Annotated in this window: 17 protein-coding genes; 12 read left to right on the plus strand and 5 right to left on the minus strand. The window is 73.4% G+C overall.

All coding sequences use genetic code 11. From position 1 onward, the window contains the following. Positions 1 to 6: 6 nt before the first annotated feature. Positions 7 to 645 (minus strand): TetR/AcrR family transcriptional regulator, encoded by a 639-nt coding sequence (locus ACZ3I3_RS30820; RefSeq protein ID WP_467370434.1) that lies wholly within the window; start codon positions 643 to 645, stop codon positions 7 to 9. A 121-nt stretch (positions 646 to 766) separates the two neighbouring features. Here ACZ3I3_RS30820 and ACZ3I3_RS30825 point away from each other — a divergent pair, with 121 nt between their 5' ends. From ACZ3I3_RS30825 to ACZ3I3_RS30835, 3 genes are all read left to right on the plus strand, one after another. Beyond that, positions 767 to 1,390 (plus strand): alpha-ketoglutarate-dependent dioxygenase AlkB, encoded by a 624-nt coding sequence (locus tag ACZ3I3_RS30825; protein WP_467370435.1) that lies wholly within the window; start codon positions 767 to 769, stop codon positions 1,388 to 1,390. Positions 1,391 to 1,502: 112 nt separating this feature from the next. Next, positions 1,503 to 2,249 carry an MBL fold metallo-hydrolase gene (locus ACZ3I3_RS30830; RefSeq protein WP_467370437.1) on the plus strand — a complete coding sequence of 249 codons (747 nt, stop codon included), beginning with the start codon at positions 1,503 to 1,505 and terminating at the stop codon, positions 2,247 to 2,249. 41 nt (positions 2,250 to 2,290) lie between these two features. After that, positions 2,291 to 3,523, plus strand: coding sequence for a DUF4032 domain-containing protein (locus ACZ3I3_RS30835; protein ID WP_467370438.1), 1,233 nt, complete (start codon positions 2,291 to 2,293; stop codon positions 3,521 to 3,523). Positions 3,524 to 3,536: 13 nt separating this feature from the next. Here ACZ3I3_RS30835 and ACZ3I3_RS30840 read toward each other — a convergent pair whose 3' ends face one another. Beyond that, positions 3,537 to 4,418, minus strand: coding sequence for a universal stress protein (locus ACZ3I3_RS30840; RefSeq protein WP_467370440.1), 882 nt, complete (start codon positions 4,416 to 4,418; stop codon positions 3,537 to 3,539). Positions 4,419 to 4,631: 213 nt separating this feature from the next. On the opposite strand from ACZ3I3_RS30840, the gene ACZ3I3_RS30845 reads away from it, so the two are divergent. The 4 genes from ACZ3I3_RS30845 (at position 4,632) to ACZ3I3_RS30860 (ending at position 11,135) form a co-directional block, all read left to right on the plus strand. Beyond that, positions 4,632 to 6,308 (plus strand): NAD(P)/FAD-dependent oxidoreductase, encoded by a 1,677-nt coding sequence (locus ACZ3I3_RS30845; RefSeq protein ID WP_467370442.1) that lies wholly within the window; start codon positions 4,632 to 4,634, stop codon positions 6,306 to 6,308. Continuing rightward, positions 6,305 to 7,750 (plus strand): ATP-binding protein, encoded by a 1,446-nt coding sequence (locus ACZ3I3_RS30850; protein ID WP_467370443.1) that lies wholly within the window; start codon positions 6,305 to 6,307, stop codon positions 7,748 to 7,750. The genes ACZ3I3_RS30845 and ACZ3I3_RS30850 overlap by 4 nt, the downstream gene beginning before the upstream one ends. Beyond that, entirely contained in the window at positions 7,747 to 8,109 is a 363-nt protein-coding gene (locus ACZ3I3_RS30855) for a UBP-type zinc finger domain-containing protein (protein WP_467370445.1), read from the plus strand. Before ACZ3I3_RS30850 ends, ACZ3I3_RS30855 begins: the two co-directional genes overlap by 4 nt. A gap of 89 nt (positions 8,110 to 8,198) precedes the next feature. Continuing rightward, the gene (locus ACZ3I3_RS30860; protein ID WP_467370447.1) at positions 8,199 to 11,135 is read left to right on the plus strand and encodes a helix-turn-helix transcriptional regulator; all 2,937 of its coding nucleotides are present in this window, start codon (positions 8,199 to 8,201) and stop codon (positions 11,133 to 11,135) included. Positions 11,136 to 11,179: 44 nt separating this feature from the next. On the opposite strand, the gene ACZ3I3_RS30865 is transcribed toward ACZ3I3_RS30860, so the two are convergent. Together ACZ3I3_RS30865 and ACZ3I3_RS30870 are read right to left on the minus strand one after the other, a co-directional pair. Next, positions 11,180 to 12,424 carry an SGNH/GDSL hydrolase family protein gene (locus ACZ3I3_RS30865; RefSeq protein WP_467370448.1) on the minus strand — a complete coding sequence of 415 codons (1,245 nt, stop codon included), beginning with the start codon at positions 12,422 to 12,424 and terminating at the stop codon, positions 11,180 to 11,182. A gap of 40 nt (positions 12,425 to 12,464) precedes the next feature. Beyond that, entirely contained in the window at positions 12,465 to 12,629 is a 165-nt protein-coding gene (locus ACZ3I3_RS30870) for a hypothetical protein (RefSeq protein WP_467370450.1), read from the minus strand. 275 nt (positions 12,630 to 12,904) lie between these two features. On the opposite strand from ACZ3I3_RS30870, the gene ACZ3I3_RS30875 reads away from it, so the two are divergent. From ACZ3I3_RS30875 to ACZ3I3_RS30895, 5 genes are all read left to right on the plus strand, one after another. Next, entirely contained in the window at positions 12,905 to 14,347 is a 1,443-nt protein-coding gene (locus ACZ3I3_RS30875; RefSeq protein ID WP_467370451.1) for a CAP domain-containing protein, read from the plus strand. Positions 14,348 to 14,425: 78 nt separating this feature from the next. Further along, complete coding sequence (locus ACZ3I3_RS30880; protein WP_467370453.1) at positions 14,426 to 15,103, plus strand: AIM24 family protein; 678 nt, start codon at positions 14,426 to 14,428, stop codon at positions 15,101 to 15,103. A gap of 171 nt (positions 15,104 to 15,274) precedes the next feature. Continuing rightward, complete coding sequence (locus ACZ3I3_RS30885; RefSeq protein WP_399416095.1) at positions 15,275 to 16,342, plus strand: tetratricopeptide repeat protein; 1,068 nt, start codon at positions 15,275 to 15,277, stop codon at positions 16,340 to 16,342. Beyond that, positions 16,339 to 17,430 carry a polyprenyl synthetase family protein gene (locus tag ACZ3I3_RS30890; RefSeq protein WP_467370455.1) on the plus strand — a complete coding sequence of 364 codons (1,092 nt, stop codon included), beginning with the start codon at positions 16,339 to 16,341 and terminating at the stop codon, positions 17,428 to 17,430. Before ACZ3I3_RS30885 ends, ACZ3I3_RS30890 begins: the two co-directional genes overlap by 4 nt. Before the next feature lie 349 nt (positions 17,431 to 17,779). Further along, positions 17,780 to 19,444, plus strand: coding sequence for a serine/threonine protein kinase (locus tag ACZ3I3_RS30895; protein WP_467370456.1), 1,665 nt, complete (start codon positions 17,780 to 17,782; stop codon positions 19,442 to 19,444). Here the strand turns inward: ACZ3I3_RS30895 and ACZ3I3_RS30900 are convergent. Then, complete coding sequence (locus tag ACZ3I3_RS30900) at positions 19,436 to 20,872, minus strand: serine hydrolase domain-containing protein (RefSeq protein WP_467370457.1); 1,437 nt, start codon at positions 20,870 to 20,872, stop codon at positions 19,436 to 19,438. The genes ACZ3I3_RS30895 and ACZ3I3_RS30900 overlap by 9 nt on opposite strands. Positions 20,873 to 20,890: the final 18 nt, after the last annotated feature.

Genomic DNA, 20,890 nt, shown 5'->3' on the forward strand with positions numbered 1-20,890 from the left:
CCTTCTTCAGTTCTGCCTGTGGTCGGGGGTGCCGCTGCCGTCGGTCAGCAGGGCCGTGAGCAGTTGCTTCAGCCAGGCACGGGCGTGTTCGACGTCCCGGTCCAGCAGCAGTTGCGTGGTGACGCCGTCGTAGGCCGCGACCACGGCGTGGGCGGCGCCGTCGGTGTCGCCCAGGACGGCGGGCAGTGCGGTGTGCCCGCGGGCGCGGGCGAGCCGGTCGGCGATCGCCTGCCGCAGCCGCGCGCGGTGCTCCAGCAGGCTCCGGGCCACCTCCGGATCGCGGGCGGCGTGCACCAGGAAGTCCGTCTTCACCAGGAGCCAGTCCCGGTCGAGGAGCAGCACGTCGGTGACGCGGTCCACGGCGGCCGGCACGTCGAGCCCGGGCCCGTCGAGGGCGAGGGCCCCGGACACCTGTTCCGCGATGAGGTCGGCCCGCTCCTGGTAGAGGGCGAAGAACAGCTCGTCGAGGCTGGAGAAGTTGGAGTAGAAGGCGCCCCTGCTGTAGCCGGCGGCCTCACAGACCTCCTCGATGGAGACGTGCCCGAAGCCCTTGGCCGCGAACACGGAGAACGCCGCGTCCAGGAGGTTGGCGCGGGTGCGGACACGGCGCCTGGTCACCCGCCCGGTCGTTCCCTCCACGGCCATGTCCCGCCCCCTTTCGATACAGGACTGTATTCGATACACCGATGTATCGAAAGGCCGTCATCCCCTCGGCGTACCAGGAAATCAATGGAACACATTTTCGATTAAGAGGTACTCTGAGTCCATGCACCTCCAGGGCTCCCTCTTCGACCAGACCGACGAGCTGCGGCTCGGGCCTCTCGACGGGATCAGCCGTACCCAGCTCGGTTTCGGCGCCTGGCTCGACGTCCTGCCCGGGTGGCTCAGCGGTTCCGACACGCTGTTCGAACAACTGGCCGCCGAGGTGCCGTGGCGGGCGGAGCGGCGCACGATGTACGACCACGTCGTCGACGTCCCCCGGCTGCTCGCCTTCTACGGCGCCGAGGACCCGCTGCCGCACCCGGTCCTGACCGAGGCGCGCGACGCGCTGAGCTCCCACTACGGCGAGGAACTGGGCGAGCCGTTCACGACGGCCGGCCTGTGCTACTACCGCGACGGCCGGGACAGCGTTGCCTGGCACGGCGACCGGATCGGCCGCGGGGCGCGCGAGGACACGATGGTCGCGATCCTTTCGGTGGGAGCGCCCCGGGACCTGCTGCTGCGGCCGATGCGGGGCGGTCGCGACACCGTGCGCCGGCCGCTGGGCCACGGCGACCTGATCGTGATGGGCGGCTCCTGCCAGCGCACCTGGGAGCACTCCATCCCCAAGAGCACGCGCGCGACGGAGCCGCGCATCAGCATCCAGTTCCGCCCGCACGGCGTGCACTGAGCCCGAACGGCCATGCCCCGCCGGTCCGTTGAGGCGGACCTGGCCATTCCACCCGCCGTGGGTCTGCTTTCCTACTCTCGTCGGAACGGGACCACACCAACGCGGGGCGATCATGCGGGCAGACGTACACCACGTCGCGGACGGCACCTACCTGGTGCACGGCTCCCACACCAACTGGGTGATCCTCGCGGAGGGGGACGCCGTCACGCTCGTCGACACCGGCTACCCCGGCGACCGCGAAAGGCTCCTCGCCTCGCTCGCCGAGGTGGGAAGCTCCCCGGAGGCGGTGGCGGCCGTGCTGATCACGCACGCGCACAACGACCACCTGGGCTCCGCCGAGTACCTGCGCGCCACGTACGGCACCCCCGTCCACCTGCACGAGGCCGAAGCACCGCACGCGCGCCGGGAGTTCCTGCACCAGGTGTCCATCGGGACGGTGCTGAGGAACGGCTGGCGGCCGGGTGTACTGCCCTGGGCCGTGCACGTGCTGCGCTCCGGCGGTACGACGCACAACCCCGTCACGGCCCCCGAGCCGTTCCCGGCGGCGGGCCCCCTGGACCTGCCCGGGCGGCCCGTGCCGGTGCACACGCCGGGCCACACCGACGGTCACTGCGCTTACCACGTGCCCGGCAGCGGTGTGCTGATCTCCGGAGACGCCCTGGTCAGCGGGCACGCCACCTCGCGGGTCGAAGGACCGCAGCTGCTGCCGGACATGTTCCACCACGAGCGTTCGCGCGCCGTGGCCTCCCTGGACGTCCTCGCGGAACTGGAGGGCGAGCTGCTGCTGCCCGGGCACGGCCCGGTCCACCGCGGCCCGTTGAAGGACGCCGCACACCGGGCCCGGGAGCGCGCCCTCTAATCTGAGGTGACGATCAGCGGCGAGACAAGGACACCCGGCTCATGGCACTTCAGATCAGCGCGACCAACCCGGAGCATCCCGCGCTTCTGCTGGAGCTGCCGTGGGACCTGCCCCTGGAGGAGTGGCCGGAGGAGTACCTCGTGCCGCTGCCCCGCGGCATCTCGCGGCACGTGGTGCGGTACTCCCGGGCCGGCGACGAGGTGATCGCCGTCAAGGAGCTGGCCGAGCGGCCCGCGCAGCGCGAGTACGGGCTGCTGCGCGACCTGGACCGGATCGGCATCCCGGCGGTGGACCCGCTGGCCGTGGTCACCGGCCGTACCGACGCCGACGGCGCCCCGCTGGAGAGCGTGCTGGTCACCCGGCACCTGGGCGGCTCGATGCCGTACCGCTCGATGTTCGAGACGACCATGCGCCCGGCCACCATGCACCGGCTGATGGACGCGCTCGCCGTGCTGCTGGTGCGGCTGCACCTGGCCGGGTTCGCCTGGGGCGACTGCTCGCTGTCCAACACCCTCTTCCGGCGCGACGCGGGCGCCTACGCCGCGTATCTGGTGGACGCCGAGACCGGCGACCTTCATCCGCAGCTCAGCTCCGGGCAGCGCGAGTACGACCTGGACCTCGCCCGCGTGAACATCAGCGGGGAACTGCTGGACCTGGAGGCGTCCGGGGCGCTGCACCCGTCGGTGGACCCGGTCGAGTTCGGCATGGAGATCTGCGCCCGCTACCGCGGCCTGTGGGACGAACTGACCCGCACCTCCGTCTACCCGGCCGGCAAGCACCACTACATAGAACGCCGGATCCGCCGCCTGAACGACCTCGGTTTCGACGTCGCCGAGATGCAGATCGAGCACGCCTCGAACGGCGACACGGTCACCTTCGTGCCCAAGGTCGTCGACGCGGGCCACCACCAGCGCCAGTTGCTGCGCCTGACCGGGCTCGACGCCGAGGAGAACCAGGCTCGGCGGCTGCTCAACGACCTCGAGAGCTGGATGGCGACCCAGGAGGACTACGCCCCGGGCGATCCCCTGGGTGCCCGCCCGGAGGTGCTGGCCCACCGCTGGGTGCGGGAGGTGTTCCGGCCCACCGTGCGGGCGGTGCCGCCCGAACTGCGCGGTTCCATGGACCCGGCGGAGATCTACCACCAGCTCCTCGAACACCGCTGGTACCTGTCCGAGCGGGCCCAGCACGACATCGGCATCGACACGGCGGTCGAGGACTACATCAAGAACATCCTCCCCAAGGCCCGCAAGACGCTCCAGCCGACGGCGGAATGAGCCACCGCCACCGTCAGGCGTGCGGGACCACGGCCACCGGGCAGTCCGCGTGATGCAGCACCCCGTGCGCCACCGAGCCGATGCGGGCACCGACGGCCGTACGGTGGGCCCGCCGTCCGACGACCATCAGCTGGGCCGTCCCGGCCACCGACAGCAGCACCTGGCCGGCGCTGCCCATCTCCACGTGCTCCTCCACCGGCACGTCGGGGAAACGCTCCCGCCACGGCCGGACCGCGGCGGCCAGTGCCTTCTTCTCGTACGGCTCCAGTCCCCCGGCCTCGTCGAGGAGCTTCAGCGAGCCGGGGCTGTAGGCGAAGACGGGGGGCAGGGTCCAGGCCCGTACGACCCGCACGGTCGCCCCGCGTACGGCCGCCGTCTCGAACGCGAACCGCAGCAGGTCGGCGCTGTCCTCCTCGTCGCCCTGCTGGCCCACGACGATCTCCCGCCCGGCGGCCTCGGCCGAGGGCTGGTCACCGGCCCGGACGAGCACGACGGGCCGGGTGGTCCCGGCGATGACCTGCTGGCCGACCGAGCCGAGCAGGAAGCCGACGATCGGCCCGTGCCCGCGCGAGCCGAGCACCAGCAGCTCGGCATCGGCCGCCGCGGCGACCAGGGTGTCGACGACCGGGCCCTCCACGACATCGGTGGTCACCTCCAGCTCCGGGTGCCGTTCGTTGATGGTCCCGACGGCTTCGGTCACCGCGCTGTGCACCCACTCCGCCTGGCTGTCCGCGTCCCCGGCGATCCCGGCTTCGAGCGCCTCCTGCGGCTGGAACCGCCAGGCGTGCACCACGCGCAGCGGCCGGTCGCGCCGCACCGCCTCGCGGGCCGCCCAGGCCAGCGCGGCCAGGCTCTCCTGCGATCCGTCGACGCCTGCCGCGATCGGACGTGTCATGCAGCTGCCTCCATCGTGTTCAAGGTCCTTGCGTGCCGCCCAGTCTTCACCACTCTGCCCCTACGACCTCGGAGCGGGGCTGCGTGCTGAGGGTTCACCGGAGTTGATCTCCTTATCGGAGCGCGGCGCGGCGATCGAACATACGATGGGCGGAGGTCGGCGCGGTGCCCCGGGGCGCCGTGCCGTGAGTCGACCGCCCGGTGTGGGGGACGTATGGCACAGGCCGCCGATGCGGCGCGGACCGTCATCATGACCGTGGACGACGATCCGGGGGTCTCCCGGGCCGTGGCCCGTGATCTGAGGCGGCGGTACGGCGCGTCGTACCGGATCGTGCGCGCGGAGTCCGGCGAGTCCGCGCTCGGCGCGCTGCGGGAGCTGAAGCTGCGCGGCGATCTCGTGGCGGTGATCCTGGCCGACTACCGGATGCCGCAGATGAACGGCATCGAGTTCCTCGAACAGGCCCTGGACGTCTACCCGGGCGCCCGGCGGGTGCTGCTGACGGCGTACGCGGACACGAACGCGGCGATCGACGCGATCAACGTCGTCGACCTCGACCACTACCTGCTCAAGCCGTGGGACCCGCCCGAGGAGAAGCTCTACCCGGTCCTGGACGACCTGCTCCAGGCGTGGCGGTCGAGCGACTACCGGCCCGTGCCCAGCACGAAGGTCGTCGGGCACCGCTGGTCGGCGCGCTCCTCGGACGTGCGGGAGTTCCTGGCCCGCAATCAGGTGCCGTACCGCTGGTACTCCTCCGACGAGCCGGAGGGGCGGCGGCTGCTGGCCGCGGCCGGTGCGGACGGGATGCGGCTGCCGGTGGTGATCACGCCGGACGGGACGCCGCTGATCGAGCCGGAGGCCGTCGACCTCGCGGCCCAGGTCGGGCTGGCGACGACCCCGACGGCCGACTTCTACGACCTGGTCGTCATCGGCGGCGGTCCGGCCGGGCTCGGCGCGGCGGTCTACGGCGCATCCGAAGGGCTGCGGACCGTGCTCGTGGAGCGATCGGCGACCGGCGGGCAGGCGGGCCAGAGCTCCCGGATCGAGAACTACCTCGGCTTCCCCGACGGGGTGTCGGGGGCCCAGCTCACCGACCGGGCCCGGCGGCAGGCGGCGAAGTTCGGCGCCGAGATCCTCACCGCGCGCGAGGTCACGGCGCTGGAGGTCAACGGCGCCGCCCGGATCGTACGGTTCTCGGACGGCTCGGCGGTCGCCGCGCACAGCGTGATCCTGGCGACCGGCGTGTCCTACCGGCAGTTGTCGGCGCCCGGCTGCGAGGACCTGACCGGGTGCGGGGTGTTCTACGGGTCGGCCCTGACGGAGGCTCCCTCCTGCCAGGGGCAGGACGTGTACATCGTCGGCGGCGCCAACTCCGCCGGGCAGGCGGCGATGTACCTGGCGCGGGGCGCCAAGTCGGTGACGCTGCTGGTGCGCGGCGAGTCGTTGTCGGCGTCGATGTCGCACTACCTCGTCCAGCAGATCGAGGAGTCCCCCAACATCCAGGTGCGCGCCCGCACGGTCGTCGAGGAAGCGCACGGCGACGGTCACCTGGAGCGGCTGACCCTGCGGGACGTGGACACCGGAGAGACCGAACAGGTCGACGCGCAGTGGGTGTTCGTGTTCATCGGCGCGGCCCCGCTGACCGACTGGCTGGACGGCACGGTGCTGCGGGACGAGCGCGGGTTCATCCTCGCGGGGCCCGACCTGACCGCCGACGGCCGCCCGCCGGAGGGCTGGGAGCTGGACCGGCCGCCGTACCACCTGGAGACCAGTGTGCCCGGCGTGTTCGTGGCGGGCGACGCCCGCTCCGAGTCCGCCAAGCGGGTCGCGTCCGCCGTCGGAGAGGGAGCCATGGCCATGATGCTCGTCCACCGTTATCTGGAGCAGTCGTGAGCGGGCAGCCCGCGCCGTGCAGCCCGCAGGAGATCGGCTCGCTGTTCCTGTTCGAGAAGCTCACGCCCGAGCAGCTGGGGCGGTTGTGCGGCGAGGGGCGGGTGGAGACGTTCGAGCCCGGCCCCGTCTACACCGAGGGAGACCCCGCCACCTGCTTCTACGTGCTGCTGGAGGGCACGGTCGTGCTGTACCGCCGGGTCGGCGGTGACGACGTGGAGGTGACGCGGACCTCCCAGCGCGGGGTGTACGCGGGGTCCATGCAGGCGTATCTGGGCGACCGGGTTCCGCAGGTCTACAACAACTCCATGCGCGTCACCGAGCCGACGCGGTTCTTCGTGCTGCCCGCCGACACGTTCGCGGGCATCATGCAGGACTGGTTCCCGATGGCGGTGCATCTGCTGGAGGGGCTCTTCTTCGGTTCGCAGAGCACCCAGCGGGCCATCGGGCAGCGCGAACGGCTGCTGGCGCTCGGCTCGTTGTCCGCCGGTCTCACCCACGAGCTCAACAACCCCGCGGCGGCGGCAGTACGGGCGACCGCGACACTGCGGGAACGGGTGGGCAAGATGCGGCACAAGCTGGCGGTCATCGCGCAGGGCTCGTACTCCCCCGAGGTCATGGCGAACCTCATCGACCTCCAGGAACGCACCGCCGAGCGCGTCGCCAAGGCCCCGACGCTGAGTCCGCTGGAGGCCTCCGACCGCGAGGACGCGCTCACCGACTGGCTCGACGACCACGGCATCCCGGACGGCTGGCGGATCGCGCCCGTGTTCGTCCAGGCCGGTCTGGACGAGGACTGGCTGGACCAGGTCGCGGCGGCGGTGGACGAGGAGCTCCTGCCGAGCGCGATCGGGTGGCTCAACTACACCGTCGAGACCGAGCTGTTGATGGACGAGATCAACGACTCGACCACGCGCATCTCGCATCTCGTCGACGCGGCCAAGCAGTACTCCCAGCTCGACCGGGCGCCCTTCCGACACGCCGACGTGCACGAACTCCTCGACAGCACGCTGCTGATGCTGTCGGGCAAGATCGGCCGGCAGATCAAGGTCGTCAAGGACTACGACCGGACGCTGCCGAGGATCCCGGCGTACCCGGCGGAACTCAACCAGGTGTGGACCAACCTGGTCGACAACGCGGTCTCGGCGATGAACAGCGTCGGCGGGGAAGGGACGTTGACCGTACGGACGGCCCGGGACCACGACCGGCTGCTGGTGGAGTTCCGGGACACGGGCGTCGGCATCCCGGCGGAGGACCGGGGACGGATCTTCGATCCGTTCTTCACGACGAAGCCGGTCGGTGAGGGGACCGGGCTCGGGCTCGACATCTCCTGGCGGATCGTGGTCAACAAGCATCACGGGACGATTCAGGTGGAGTCGGAGCCCGGGGACACGCGGTTCCAGGTGCTGCTTCCGCTGACAGCGGTCGAGGAGGAGTCGGCATGAGTGGTGGGAACGGGATCGACGGGGTCGACCCGGGTGCCGCGCCGAGCGGCAGCGGGTGTGCGGAGTGCGAGGCGGCCGGCGGGTGGTGGTTCCACCTCCGGCGGTGTGCGCAGTGCGGGCACGTGGGGTGCTGCGACAGTTCGCCCGCGCAGCACGCGACGGCTCATTTCAGGGAGTCGGGGCATCCGTTGGTGCAGAGCTTCGAGCCGGGTGAGGGCTGGTACTGGGACTACTCGACGAACGAGTTGTACGAGTCCGGGCCGGAGCTGGCCGGGCCGGTGAGTCATCCTGCGGATCAGCCGGTGCCGGGGCCTGCGGGGCGGGTGCCGGATGATTGGGCCAGGGTTTTGCGGGCCTAGGAGCTCGGGAGCTTCTGTTCGGTGGTGGCTGCGGGTTGTGTGTGGTTGATCGCGCAGTTCCCCGCGCCCCTGAAAAGAGAGTTGGTCCTGTGCCGCAGGCTTCATCTGTCACGCCGGTTGTCGGGCGGGAAGCCGAACTCGACCGGCTCTCCGGCGTGCTGGAACGTGTGCGTGCCGGTGAGGCGCGGGCCGTGCTGATCGCCGGGGATGCCGGGGTCGGTAAGACACGGCTGCTGGACGAGGTCGGTGGGCTGGCCGCTGACGCCGGGATGACCGTGGTCACCGGGCACTGCGTGGATCTCGGTGATGTGGGGCTGCCGTATCTGCCGTTCACCGAGATCCTGGGCGTGCTCGCCGCCGACGAGCGGTTCGCTTCCGCGCTGGCCGCTCATCCGGTGGTCGAGCGGCTGCTGGGGGCCGGGACCGATTCCGCTCGGGACGTCGACGGGCGGTTGCGGCTGTTCGAGGGGATGGCGGGGCTGCTGGCCGATGTGGCGGACGCCGCGCCGTTGCTGCTCGTGCTGGAGGACCTGCACTGGGCCGACCAGTCGTCGCGGGATCTACTGCGGTTCCTGCTCGCCCGGGGCGTTCTGCGGCACCGGCTCGCGGTGTTCGCGTCGTACCGGGCGGACGACCTGCACCGGCGCCACCCGCTGCGGCCGCTGCTGGCGGAGCTGATACGGCTGCCCTCGGTGGAGCGGCTGGAGCTGCGGCCGCTGGGCGACTCGGATGTGGCCCGGCTGGTGCGTCACCTCGAACGGCGTCCGCTGGCGGACGCCACGGTGCGGCGGATCGTGGAGCGGGCCGAGGGCAACGCCTTCTACGCGGAGGAGTTGCTCGCGGCGACGGACACGGAGTCCGGCGGGGTGCCCAGCGGGCTGGCCGAGGTGCTGCTGATCCGCTTCGAGCAGCTGTCCGACACCGCGCAGCAGGTGCTGCGGACCGCGGCCGTCGCCGGGCGCCGCGTGGAGCACGAGCTGCTGCGGCAGGCGGTGGGGCTGCCCGAGGAGGAGCTGGAGTCGGCGCTGCGGGAGGCGGTGGGGCGGCAGTTGTTCGTCGCAGGGGACGACGACACGTACTCCTTCCGGCACGCCCTCGCCCGTGAGGCCGTCTACGCCGATCTGCTCCCCGGGGAGCGGGCGCGGCTGCACGGCGCGTTCGCCCGGCTGCTCGCCGCGCAGGGCCGGGCCGCGGAGAGCGCTGCCGAGCGGGCCCACCACTACCGGGAGAGCCACGATCTCGCCGAGGCGCTGACCGCCTCCCTGGAGGCCGCCGATCACGCCCAGCGGGTCGGGGCGCCGGCCGAGGAGCACCGGCACCTGGAAGCGGCCCTCGACCTGTGGCCGGCGGTGAGTGCCGAGGCGCGGCCCAAGGGCGGGGGCGTCGACCGGGTGACGCTGACGTTGCGGGCCTCGGCGGCGGCCGCGCACGCCGGGGAGTTGCACCGCGCGGTCTCCCTCACGCGGTCCGCGCTGGCGGAGCTCGGCCAGGACGCCGACTCCGAGCTGGCCGCCCGGGTCCGCTACACCCTCGCCGGGAACCTGCTGAGCGTGGACAGCCTGACGGCGGCGTTCGCGTACAGCAGCGAGGCCCTGGCGATGATCCCCGAGGATCCGCCGTCGCGTACATGGGTGTGGGCCGCGGCCACGCATGCCATGGCCGCACGCCACGTCGGGGGGAACGAGACCGCGCTGCGGGTCGCCCGGAGGGCCCTGAGCGTGGCCGAGGAACTGCGGATGACCGACGCCCAGGCGGACCTGCTGATCTCCCTGGCCGTCTTCGACGGAGGCGGGCGGCGCGGCCCCGAGGGCCGTGAGCGGCTGCTGCGGGCCCGGGAGCTGGCACGGAGCTCGGGCAACGCGGCCGTGGAGCTGCGCGCCCTGTTCAACCTCGCCATGGGCTACTACGAGTCCGGTGCGCTGGCGGAGTGCGTGCCCTGGCTGACGGAAGGCCTGGACCGGGCCCGGCGCGCCGGGCTGCTGTCGTCCCCGTATCCGCTGGAGATGCGGTACCTGCGGCTGGTGGTGCTCCATGTGCTGGGCCGCTGGGACGAGTGTGTGCGGGCGGCGGCGGCCGATGCCGAGCTGCTGCCGGCCGCCGGCGCGTACACGGTCGGTCCCGCGCTGTACGTCGCCCTGGCGCGGGGCGACCTGACGGCCGCCGACCGGGCGCGTGCCCTGCTGGAGGGGCCCTTCGACTGGATGGCCACCCTGGTCGCGGGCATCGTGCTCACCGACGCCGCGGCGCTGCGCCGCGATCCCGAGGACGCGGTGCGGTGGACCCGGTCCACGGTCGCGGCCCTCACCGACGAGGCGGGGACCCGCCCGGACGTCGCGGTCAGGCTCGCCGCCCTGGCGTTGTCAGCGGTGGCCGACGCGGCCGCCGAGCTGCGGTCGGCCGGTGACGAGGCCGGGGCCCGGCGCTGGACGGACACCGCGGCCGAACTGGTGGAACTGGCACGGCCCACCGCGGCCCGCGGCCAGACCGGCACCCCGCAGGGGCCCGAGGGGCAGGCGTGGCTGGCCCGTGCGGAGGCGGAGTTGCTGCGGGCCGTCTCGGGGCCGGACGCCTCCGCCTGGTCGGCGGTGGTGACGGCGTTCGGCTACGGCGACGTCTACGAGCAGGCGCGCTGCCGGTTGCGGTACGCCGAGGCCCTGCTGGCGGCGGGGCGTCGTGAGGAGGCGGCGGTCGAAGCCGACGAGGTCCGCGAGACCGCCGACCGCCTCGGCGCCACGCCGCTGCGGGAGCGGGTGGAGGCCCTGGCCCGGCGCGGCCGCCTGGCGGACACGCCGGACGCCGATCAGCGCGCCGGGGTGCTCACCGCACGCGAGCGGGAGGTGCTGCGGCTGCTCGCGCTCGGCCGCAGCAACCGGCAGATCGGCGAGGAGTTGTTCATCAGCGGCAAGACGGCGAGCGTCCACGTCTCCAACATCCTGGCCAAGCTGGGTGCGTCGAGCCGCGGCGAGGCGGTGGCGGTCGCCTACCGGGAGGGGCTGATCACTCCGGAGCCGTCGGCGTCCGGCTGAGGGGCCGGACGCCGGTGCGAGCCGCCGCGCACCCCCGACCCGGGCTACCGGCCCGGGCAGTCGAGGCTCTCCGGATCGACGGCGTCGGCCATCGCCCGCATGCCCTTGTCGTTGGGGTGCAGATGGTCGCCGCCGTCGAAGGCGGGGCGGATCCGCTCGGGGTCGTCGGGGCTGCGCAGGACCCGGTCGAAGTCGGTGACCGCGTCGAACGCGCCGCCGGTGCGGAGGAACGCGTTGACCTTCCGGCGCACGGCTTCCCCTGCGGGGTCCCATTCCCGCCAGCCCTTGTAGGGCGCGATCGTGGCGGCGACGACGCATTTCCCGGCGGCGTGCACCCGGCCGGCCAGCGCGCGGTACCCGGCGATGAGCTCCTCCGCCGTGGCGCCGGGCTCGGCCTTGATGTCGTTGACGCCCTCGAAGAGGAACACCGTGCGCAGGCCCGGCAGTGCGAGCACATCGCGTGACAGGCGGTTCAGGGCGCTCTGTCCGGGGCCGTCGGCGACGACCTTGTTACCGGCGATGCCCGCGTTGGCCACTGCCTTGACGGTCGTCGTGGGGGACGCGCGCAGCCGACGGGCGAGGTAGTCGGGCCAGCGGCGGTTGAGGTCGGTCGTGGAATGCCAGCCGTCGGTGATGGAGTCGCCGAGGGCGGCCACGGCGCCCGCCGCGGGGCGGGGCCGCACGGTGACGGCATCGAGGTAGAACCAGGAGCCGGTCCGCTGCGCCCAGTGGGCGCCGCTCTCCTCCGCGGTGTGGTCGCCGTCGGTGGTGTACGACGTCTGCATCGCCAGCCAGTGCCCGGTGAGCATCCCGCCCGCCCGGGGCACGTAGAGGCTGACGGCGAGATTGCTCGCGGCGGGGACGCGGACGGGCAGCGGGTCGCTGTAGACGATGCCGCCGGCGGGGACCGTGACGGAGCGGGCGCCGCCGAAGGTCAGGCGCCGGTTGCTGCCGGGGACGAGTGCGGCTCCGTCGCGCTGGAGCCCCGCGTGGACGCTGCCGAACGTCACCGGCTGGTCCCCGAAGGCGTTGGACAGCCGCACCCTCAGGCCGGTGCCGCCGACGCTGGTGTGCACGACCAGCCGGTAGCCGCGGCCGTCGACCGCCGCGCCGAAGCGGCCGGCGGAGGCGGCCCAGGTGACCACGTCGTTCCTGGCGCCCGCCGGGGCGCCGGCCGGCGGGGACGGTCCGTCGCCCTGGGGTGTCCCGCCGGAACCGCAGCCCAGTGCCAGGCACAAGGAGAGGGCGGCCGGGGCGGTACGGCCGCGGGGGCGTGCGGTGCGGGGCATCGTGGGCGCTCCTTCGGCCGGTGTGCACGGTCGGGCGGTGTCAGGGGGCGAGTTCCCGCAGCGTCGCGGAGCCACCGGGAGCGAGCCCGGCACTGCGTGCCGTCCCGGCGTACGACACGCTAGTGGTGCCGGCCTCCGGCACGGCGCGGGGGTGCCGATGCCTGCGCCGGTCCGGGAGTTGCCGACCGGTCTTCGAGATGGCCACGGGCGGACACCGGCTTCACGGCCGTGGGTTGGCACCGGCCTCACGGCCGCGGGTGGCCGCCGGTTGCACGGCCGCGCGCGGACACCGGCCTCACGACCACGGGCCGACACCAGCCTCACGACAGTCGGGCCGACACCGGCCTCACGGCCGTGCGTGGACCCCGGCTACACAGCCGTGGGCAGGGGCTGACGTGGGAACCCTCGCGTCGCCACGGCCGTTGTCGGGGCACGGTGTCCTCGCGGGGAGGCCGGTACGACGAGGAGCAGGGGGGCGTGATGAACGAGTTGGTCCCCGGTGGAAATCTCCCGCTTCCGGGCGGGGCGGTGACCGTCCGGGTGCCCGGCCCGTTCGACGTGTCCGCGCTCGTCACGGACGACGGCGGAAAGGTGCGGGGCGACGGCGACTTCGTCTTCTACAACCAGCCGGCCGCGCCGGGAGCGGCGCTGCGGGACGGCGCGCTCACCGTGGACCCGGCGAGGCTGCGTGCCGGCGCCACCCGGGTCACCGTCGCCGTCAGCCCCGCCGAGCCCGGAACCGCCCTCGGTCTCCTGCCCTCCCCCACCCTGCACGTCACCGACGCGGCGGGCCGCCCGCTCGCCCGGTTCACCCCGCCACACCCCCGGCAGGAGACGGTCCTGCTGCTCGCGGAGCTCTACCGGCGCGGCGACCGCTGGAAGCTGCGCGCCCTGGGCCAGGGGTACGCCGACGGACTGGCGGGACTCGCCCGGGACTTCGGCGTCGACGTCGTGGACGACCCGCCCGCACCCGTGCCGGGCTCGGCGGGGATCGGCGGGCCGGGCGCCGCGCGGCCCGGCCGGTTCGACGGCGGGGCTCAGCGAGCAGCCCACGCACCCGTCCCCGGGCCGACGGCGGTCCCGTCCGCGCGGCGTCCGGCCGGGAGCGGGCCCCCGGGTCCTCCCGCCGCCGCACAGCACGCCCCCGACCCGGACGGCTTCGCCGCGCAGGTCAACTCCGCCCGCGACGCAGCCGGTTCACCACCGGTCTCACTCGACGCCCGGCTCGTGTCCGCGGCGCGGGCCCACGCCGCGGCCATGGCCGCGTCCGGACGACTCGGCGTGGAGAGCCGGGACGGCGTGTCGGTCTACCAGCGGGCCGTCGGCGCCGGGTACGCGTACCTCACCGTCGGCGAGCACCTGGTGTCCGGCCCGCGCACCACCGCCGAATTCGTCGCGTACTGCCTGCGCGCGGACGGGCCCCGCCGCACGCTGCACGATCCGGCGTTCACCCACACCGGAGTGGCCCACGTCCACGACGGACCCACCGGCGACACCTACTGGACCGCGCTGTGGGCCAGGCCCCTCACGCCGGAGGGGCTGGCCGGCGCGGCGGCGGCCGTCACCGACCTCACCAATCGCGAGCGCGCCCGCGCCGGACTCCCGCCCCTGGCCGCCGATCCCCTGCTCACCGCCGCCGCCCAGGCGCACAGCGCGGACATGGTGGCCCGCGACTTCTACGCGCACACCGCGCCCGGCGGCAGCCAGCCCTGGGACCGGGCCGCCGCCGCGGGCTCCACCCGGCGTTCCATCGGCGAGAACATAGCCTGCGGCCAGCGTTCCCCCACCGAGGTGGTGGAGGGCTGGATGAACAGCCCGGGCCACCGGGCCAACATCCTCAAGCCCGGCTTCACGCACCTCGGCGTCGGTTTCGCGGGCGGCGGCCGCGCGGGCACGTACTGGACGCAGCTCTTCGGCGGCTGACACCGCGCCCCCGCACGCCCTGCCCGTCACTCGCCCCCGATCTTGGCGGAGGGGAACGCTCCGGGCGAGGATGCGCGTATGAAGGGTGACCTCTTTTCCAGCAGGCACATGGCGCAGCCGGCCGTCGCACCGGGTATGACGGTCGAGAACGCCAAGTGCCTCCGCTACACGGTGAACGGCGAGATGCTCGCCCGACAGGGCGCGATGATCGCCTACCGCGGCAACCTCCAGTTCGAGCGCAAGGGCCAGGGCGTGGGCGGCATGCTCAAGCGAGCGGTCACCGGGGAGGGACTTCCGCTGATGGCGGTGCGCGGGCAGGGTGATGCCTGGTTCGCCCACGAGGCGCAGAACTGCTTCATCGTCGACATCGAGCCCGGCGACGAGTTCACGGTCAACGGCCGCAATGTCCTGTGCTTCGACGCCACGCTGTCCTACCGCATCGCGACCGTGAAAGGCGCCGGCATCACCGGCGGCGGCCTCTTCAACAGCGTCTTCACCGGGCACGGCAAGCTGGGGCTGATCTGCGAGGGCAACCCGCTGGTCATCCCGGTCTCACCGCAGTATCCGGTGTACGTCGACACCGACGCGATCGTCGGCTGGACGGCGGGTCTCCAGACCACGCTGCACCGCTCCCAGTCCATCGGCTCGATGCTGCGCGGCGGCTCCGGCGAGGCCGTCCAACTGGTGCTCCAGGGCGAGGGATACGTCGTCGTGAGGCCGAGCGAGGCGACCCCGCAGAAGGCCGGCCAGCACTGAGGTCCCCACAGTGATCTGCGCCTCACAGGCAACCCCGTCCGTACGGTCGTCGTCTTGATCCACAACAGGTGATGCCCTGGCCCTGGTGGCCAGGGCAGGTTTCCACCCTTCTATACACACCATGTATACGCTCTGTGTATACATGGCGTGTATACGGACCGAAAGGCATCGATGTACGGCAAGGCATTCGCCCCGGAGTACCAGGGCGCGCTCACCACCCTGTCCGTCAACTCCTCCCTGACCGACGTCCTGGCCGCCGGTACCGAGCAGTTGAGGGCGGCCGAGCGCGCCGGGAAGCCCGGGGAGGCGGCGCGTTCCGGACTCGCGGTGGCCGAGGCACACCGCCGGCTGGGCCGGGTCGAGGACGCCGACCGGGCGTGGAAGGCGAGTTACCGCGCCGCCCGCCAGGCCGAAGACGTGGCGGCGATGGCCTGGGCGCTGTGGAGCGGCGGCACACTGGCCCGGCAGCGCGGGGCGCTCCGGCTGGCCCGCCGGCTGCTTCAGCTCGCGGCGGACCTCGGCGAACGGGGCGGGGACATCGTCGTACGCGGCTACTCGCTGGCGGGGCTGGCCGAGACCGGCCGCATCCAGGGTGACTACGAGGCCGTCGGCCGGCTGCACGAGCAGTTGCTCGCCGAGGCCCGGCGGCGGGGGGAGGCGCGGCACACGGTCTGGGCGCTGGAGGGCATCGCGCAGATGCACCGCAACACCGGGGACTACGACACCGCGTACGCCCTGTTCGAGGAGTCCGCCGAGATCGCCGCGCGCGCCGACGACCGGCGCGGTCACGCCTGGGCGTTGCGCGGCCTGGCCGACGTGGTGTCGGTGCGTGACGGGGACACCGAGCGGGCGCTGGAGCTGTTGGGCGAGGCGGAGGCGACGTGCCGCGACATGCGGCTGTCCAGCGCGCTGGCCTACAACCACAAGATGCGCGGCAACGTCCTGTACCGGGCCGGGCGTTACGCCGAGGCGCGCGCCCTGTACGAGCAGGCCCTGGCGGAGTTCCGCGAGATGAGCGAGCCGCGCGGGGAGGCGCTGTCCCGGCTGGGCCTCGCCAAGTCCCTGGCCCGGCTGGGCCGCGACCGCGCCGAGACGGCGGCCGAACTGGCCGAGCTGGCCGGCACGCTGGAGCGGATCGGCCTCCAGCACGCCCGCAGGATGGTGGCGCGCGCGTACGACGAACTCGGCATACCGGACACCGGGGTCGTCGAGGCGAGGATGGCGGAGGTGACACGGTGACGGTGTCCTCCACGGCGGTAGAGGCGGCACGGCAGGACACGGTCCCGCACGGCGGACGGCGGCACGACGCGCTGAGCCCCAGCCTCTCGGCCGAGCCCCACCGGATCCTCCACCGCTGCCGCACCCTCGTGCGCCCCGCCCTCGCCGAAGCCGTCGGCCGGCTGCACCCCTGGGTCGGCGAGATGGCCGCGTACTCCTTCGGCTGGTGCGAGGTGGGCGGCACCCCGGCCGCCGCCCAGGGCGGCAAGGGCGTACGGCAGGCGCTCGCCGTGCTCGGCGCCGAGGCGGCCGGTGCGTCCGGGCGGGACGGGGTGGCCGCGGCCGTCGCGGTGGAGCTGGTGCACGCCTTCTCCCTGCTGCACGACGACATCATGGACGGCGACGCGGACCGGCGCCGCCGCCCGGCCGTGTGGAAGGCCTACGGCACGGGCCCCGCGGTCCTCGCGGGCGACGCCCTGTTCGCGCTCGCCGTCGAGACCCTCGCCGCACAGCCGGGCGGAGCCGCGGCCGTGCGGACGCTGTCCGTCGCGCTGGGCGACCTGGTGCGCGGACAGGCGGACGATCTGCTGTTCGCCGACCGTCCCTGGACGGGGCCGGAGCGGGTCCGGCCGGACGAGTACCGGGCCATGACGGAGCACAAGACGGGCTCGCTGCTGGGCTGCGCGGCGGCGCTGGGCGCCGTGCTGGGCGGCGCCGCTCCCGAGACGGCCGCCGCGCTCGACCGGGCCGGCCGGCACCTCGGGATCGCCTTCCAGATCGTCGACGACGTGCTGGGCATCTGGGGCGATCCCCGGGTCACCGGCAAACCCGTCCACGGCGATCTGCGGGAACGGAAGAAGACCCTCCCGGTGCTGGTGGCGCTCGATTCCCCGCACGGCGGCCGGCTCACCGCGCTCCTGGAGACGGGCGACGATCCCGGCGCCGCCGCGGAGCTGATCGAGCGGGCGGGCGGCCGTGCGGCGGCCATGGCGGAGGCCCGGCACCATGCCGCCGCCGTCGAGTCGGCGCTCACCGGGGTGCCGCTGGAGGCGAGGGCCCTCGGTGAACTGCGGTCCCTGCTCGGCTTCCTGGTGCGGCGCGACGTCTGAGCCGACCCCCCGGATAATCCGTCGCCGAATTGATCGGAGGGGTGTCGAGTTCGATCGTCGGACACCTTCGCATTTACCGCCGGTTACCGGCAGGCCAGGCGGGGATTCGGGAATCCGCGGGCCGCGGAGGTCAATTCTCCGCACCCGCGGCGCCACCCTCGACGGCCCCGGGGCGGCCGAGGTGAGCCGCTCCCGAGCCTCGAAAGACCGTTTTCTCTCGCACACTTGATCCCCTCTCTTGAATAAAAGACAAGAATGAACGCGGAGTTGCGATCCAGTTGAACGCAGCACGGCTCATCCCCCGTACTTCTGGAAAAGGTGAGAGCCAGGTTTCCAGCGAGGGATGGCCATGGGCAGGGCGCACGTCTCCACACACCAGTTGGTCGCCGGCCGGTACCGGCTGCTCGAGATCATCCAGCGCGAGACCAACCGCATCTGCTGGTACGCCGAGGACCTCGGCGCCGGGGAGATCTCCCGTCCGTGTCTCGTCACGCAGATCGGGCTCCCGGACGACGCGTACGAGACCGAACGCCGGGCCGCCGGCCGCCTGCTGCGCACGTCCGAACGCATGGCGCTGCTGTGCCCCGGCCGGATCGCCACGGTGGTCGACGCCGTCGAGGAGGCCGGCACCCTGTGGACCGTCACCGAGTGGATCGACGGCAGCCCGCTCGGCGAACTCCTCTCGGAGCAGGGCACGTTCAACTACGTGCGGGCCGCCCGTATCGGCCTCGAGCTGCTCGACGTGCTGGACGCCGCGCACGCCGAGGGCGTCACGCACGGCGAGCTCAGCCCCGGCCAGGTGTTCGTACGCGAGGACCAGTCGGTCGTCGTCACGGGCTACGGCCTGGTCGGTGCGACCCTCGCGCCCCGGCTCACGGCCCCCGCGTTCGCCTCCCCGGAACAGGCCCGCGACCAGCACATCGGGCCGGCGGCCGATCTGTGGGCGCTCGGCGCGATCCTCTACACGATGGCCGAGGGCCGCCCGCCCTTCCGGGACCGGGGCCGGCCCGAGAACACCCTGAAGGGCGTGGACCGGCTGCCGCTGCGGACGCCGGTGCGCGCCGGGCCGCTCACCCAGGTCGTGCAGGGGCTGCTCCGCAAGGACGCGCGGGAGCGGCTGACCCGCCCGGTGGTCCGGGAGGCGCTGACCCGTGCGCTCAGCGAGGACCCGGAGGCGGTCATGGGGTCGGTGCCCGTGCCGCGGCTGCGCGGCGCGTACGCCGCGATGCGGCCGGGGGGCCCGGTCTGGAGCAGACGGACCATGGTCGCCGGGACCACCCTGGCCGTGATCACCGTCGCGGTCGCCGTGCTCGCCGCGACCCAGGGCCTGCCCGGCAGCGACACGGGCAGTGACGCGGCGGAGTCCCCGGCCCGGCCACCGGCCTCCGCCGCCCCGCCGGGCGAGGGCACCGGCGGCGTCCCCGACCCGTCCGGGCCCCCCGGCCGGACCGGCTCCCCCTCCCCCACGCCCTCTCCGTCGTCCCCCGACCCCAAGCCCACACCCACACCGACTCCCACGCCGACGCCGTCCGCCCCCACCACGGCCCTGCCGCCCGGCTTCCACACCTACCGCGCGCCGGAGGGCTTCTCCGTCGCGCTCCCCGCGGGCTGGGAGCCGCTGGACACCGATCGCCAGGGCGATCTGCGGTACCGCGTGACCTTCGGTGCCGACGGTGACGACCGCACGCTGGCCGTCACCTACAGCGAACGCGTGGGGCCGGACCCCGTGGCCGTGTGGCGCGACGAAGTCGAACCCAACCTGGAGCGGTCCGGCGACTACCGGCGCATCGGCGAGATCCGCGCGACGACGTACCAGGGGCGCGAGGCCGCCGACATGGAGTGGACGGCGGACGTCGACGGCACGCGGGTGCACACCTTCGGCCGGGGCTTCCTGCTGGGCGGGGGCCGGAGCTTCTCGCTGCGCTGGACGACCCCGGACGCCGACTGGGAGGACGAGGCGAACCAGCAGGCGCTGCGAACCCTCCTGAAGACGTTCCGGCCGGACTCAGACTGAGCGGCGCGGGGCGCGCAGGGAGGTGAGCGGGCCGGGGCGGAGCGGCTCGGTGCGCCAGCTCGCGGTGAGCGTGCGGTCCGCGAGGGTGCAGGTCAGCGCCAGGCGGTGCGGGGTCTCCAGGAACGCGACCTCCACGGTCAGCGTGCCCGCGTCCGTCCAGCCGCCGCTCACCGCGGTCGGCAGCGGCTCCTCCGCCACCGTCCAGCTCTCCCCTCCGATCCGCAGGTCCAGCCGGTGCTCGCCCTCGGTGAGCCGGAGCATCCAGCCGTCCGCGTCCGGTACGAGCCGGGCCGACCGAGCGGGGCCGTCCTTGTCGGTGGAGGACGTGAACTCGGCGGCCGCCCAGGTCTCCGCCCGTTCCGGCGGCGCCGGCCTTCCCGGGGCGGGCGGCAGCGCGAGCCCGGCGAGGCGCTCGCGCAGGGCCTCGTCGGCGCTCTCGCGTCCGGGCAGCGGCTCGGGGCCGAAGGCGGGCAGCAGGTGCCGCCAGACCAGGTTCAGGACGTCCTGCATCCGTTCGGTCGCCGCGGTCATGGCGATCACCGCGTCCTCCTCGGGCAGCACCAGGCAGAACTGGCCGTAGGCGCCGTCGCCCCGGTAGCCGTGCCGGGAGATCCAGAACTGGTACCCGTAGCCCCGGTCCCAGTCCTGCCGGTCCTCGTCTCCCATGGCTCCGGCGGTGGGTATGTGCGGGCGCGTGGCCCGGGCCACCCATCCCTCGGGCAGCAGCCGCTCGCCCTCCCAGACCCCGTCGCGCAGGTACAGCTCACCGAGCCGGGCGATGGCGTCGGTCGTGGCGTGCAGACCGCTGAAGCCGATCTCGCGGCCGGACCGGTCCCGCTGCCAGAACACCTCGCCGATGCCGAGCGGATCGAGCAGCCGGGGGCGCAGATAGGCGGAGAGCGGCTGCCCGGTCACCCGCTGGACGATCGCGGCAAGGGCGTAGGTGGCGGGCTGGTTGTAGGCGAAGACGGTGCCCGGGTCGCGGTCCGGCGGCAGCAGCAGGAACCCTCGCACGGGCTCCGCCCTGTCCAGCCGGTAGACCTCGTCGACGGTCTCCCGCTCGTGGCCGCTCGACATGGACGCCACGTGCCGGACGAGCATGGCACGGCTGCGCGGGTCGGTGATCTCGGCCTCGAACTCCGGGAAGTAGGAGATCACCGGCGCGTCGAAGTCGAGCAGCCCCTCGGCCTCGGCCAGGGCGGCGGCGGTCCCGGTGAAACTCTTGCTGAGGGAGTACAGCAGGTGGGGGCGGTCGGGGGTGTACGGCGCCCACCAGCCGGAGGCGACCAGCCGGCCGTGCCGCATGATCATCAGGCTGTGCGGCTCGAGCTCCGGATCCGCTTCGAGGGCGTCGAGGAAGGCGTGGACACCGGACGCGTCGACGCCCTGGGCGGCGGGGCTGTCCGCAGGCAGAGAGGAGGCACTCATGGGGGCATCCTGCACCGC

The organism is Streptomyces sp. NPDC016851, assembly GCF_055562795.1.

Bases quoted from the DNA above. Each gene is read 5' to 3' on its own strand.
- ACZ3I3_RS30845 (WP_467370442.1), top strand. From the start codon at position 4,632: ATGGCACAGGCCGCCGATGCGGCGCGGACCGTCATCATGACCGTGGAC.
- ACZ3I3_RS30865 (WP_467370448.1), bottom strand. From the start codon at position 12,424: ATGCCCCGCACCGCACGCCCCCGCGGCCGTACCGCCCCGGCCGCCCTC.
- ACZ3I3_RS30880 (WP_467370453.1), top strand. From the start codon at position 14,426: ATGAAGGGTGACCTCTTTTCCAGCAGGCACATGGCGCAGCCGGCCGTC.
- ACZ3I3_RS30830 (WP_467370437.1), top strand. From the start codon at position 1,503: ATGCGGGCAGACGTACACCACGTCGCGGACGGCACCTACCTGGTGCAC.
- ACZ3I3_RS30875 (WP_467370451.1), top strand. From the start codon at position 12,905: ATGAACGAGTTGGTCCCCGGTGGAAATCTCCCGCTTCCGGGCGGGGCG.
- ACZ3I3_RS30835 (WP_467370438.1), top strand. From the start codon at position 2,291: ATGGCACTTCAGATCAGCGCGACCAACCCGGAGCATCCCGCGCTTCTG.
- ACZ3I3_RS30900 (WP_467370457.1), bottom strand. From the start codon at position 20,872: ATGAGTGCCTCCTCTCTGCCTGCGGACAGCCCCGCCGCCCAGGGCGTC.
- ACZ3I3_RS30895 (WP_467370456.1), top strand. From the start codon at position 17,780: ATGGGCAGGGCGCACGTCTCCACACACCAGTTGGTCGCCGGCCGGTAC.
- ACZ3I3_RS30840 (WP_467370440.1), bottom strand. From the start codon at position 4,418: ATGACACGTCCGATCGCGGCAGGCGTCGACGGATCGCAGGAGAGCCTG.
- ACZ3I3_RS30820 (WP_467370434.1), bottom strand. From the start codon at position 645: ATGGCCGTGGAGGGAACGACCGGGCGGGTGACCAGGCGCCGTGTCCGC.
- ACZ3I3_RS30825 (WP_467370435.1), top strand. From the start codon at position 767: ATGCACCTCCAGGGCTCCCTCTTCGACCAGACCGACGAGCTGCGGCTC.
- ACZ3I3_RS30885 (WP_399416095.1), top strand. From the start codon at position 15,275: ATGTACGGCAAGGCATTCGCCCCGGAGTACCAGGGCGCGCTCACCACC.
- ACZ3I3_RS30855 (WP_467370445.1), top strand. From the start codon at position 7,747: ATGAGTGGTGGGAACGGGATCGACGGGGTCGACCCGGGTGCCGCGCCG.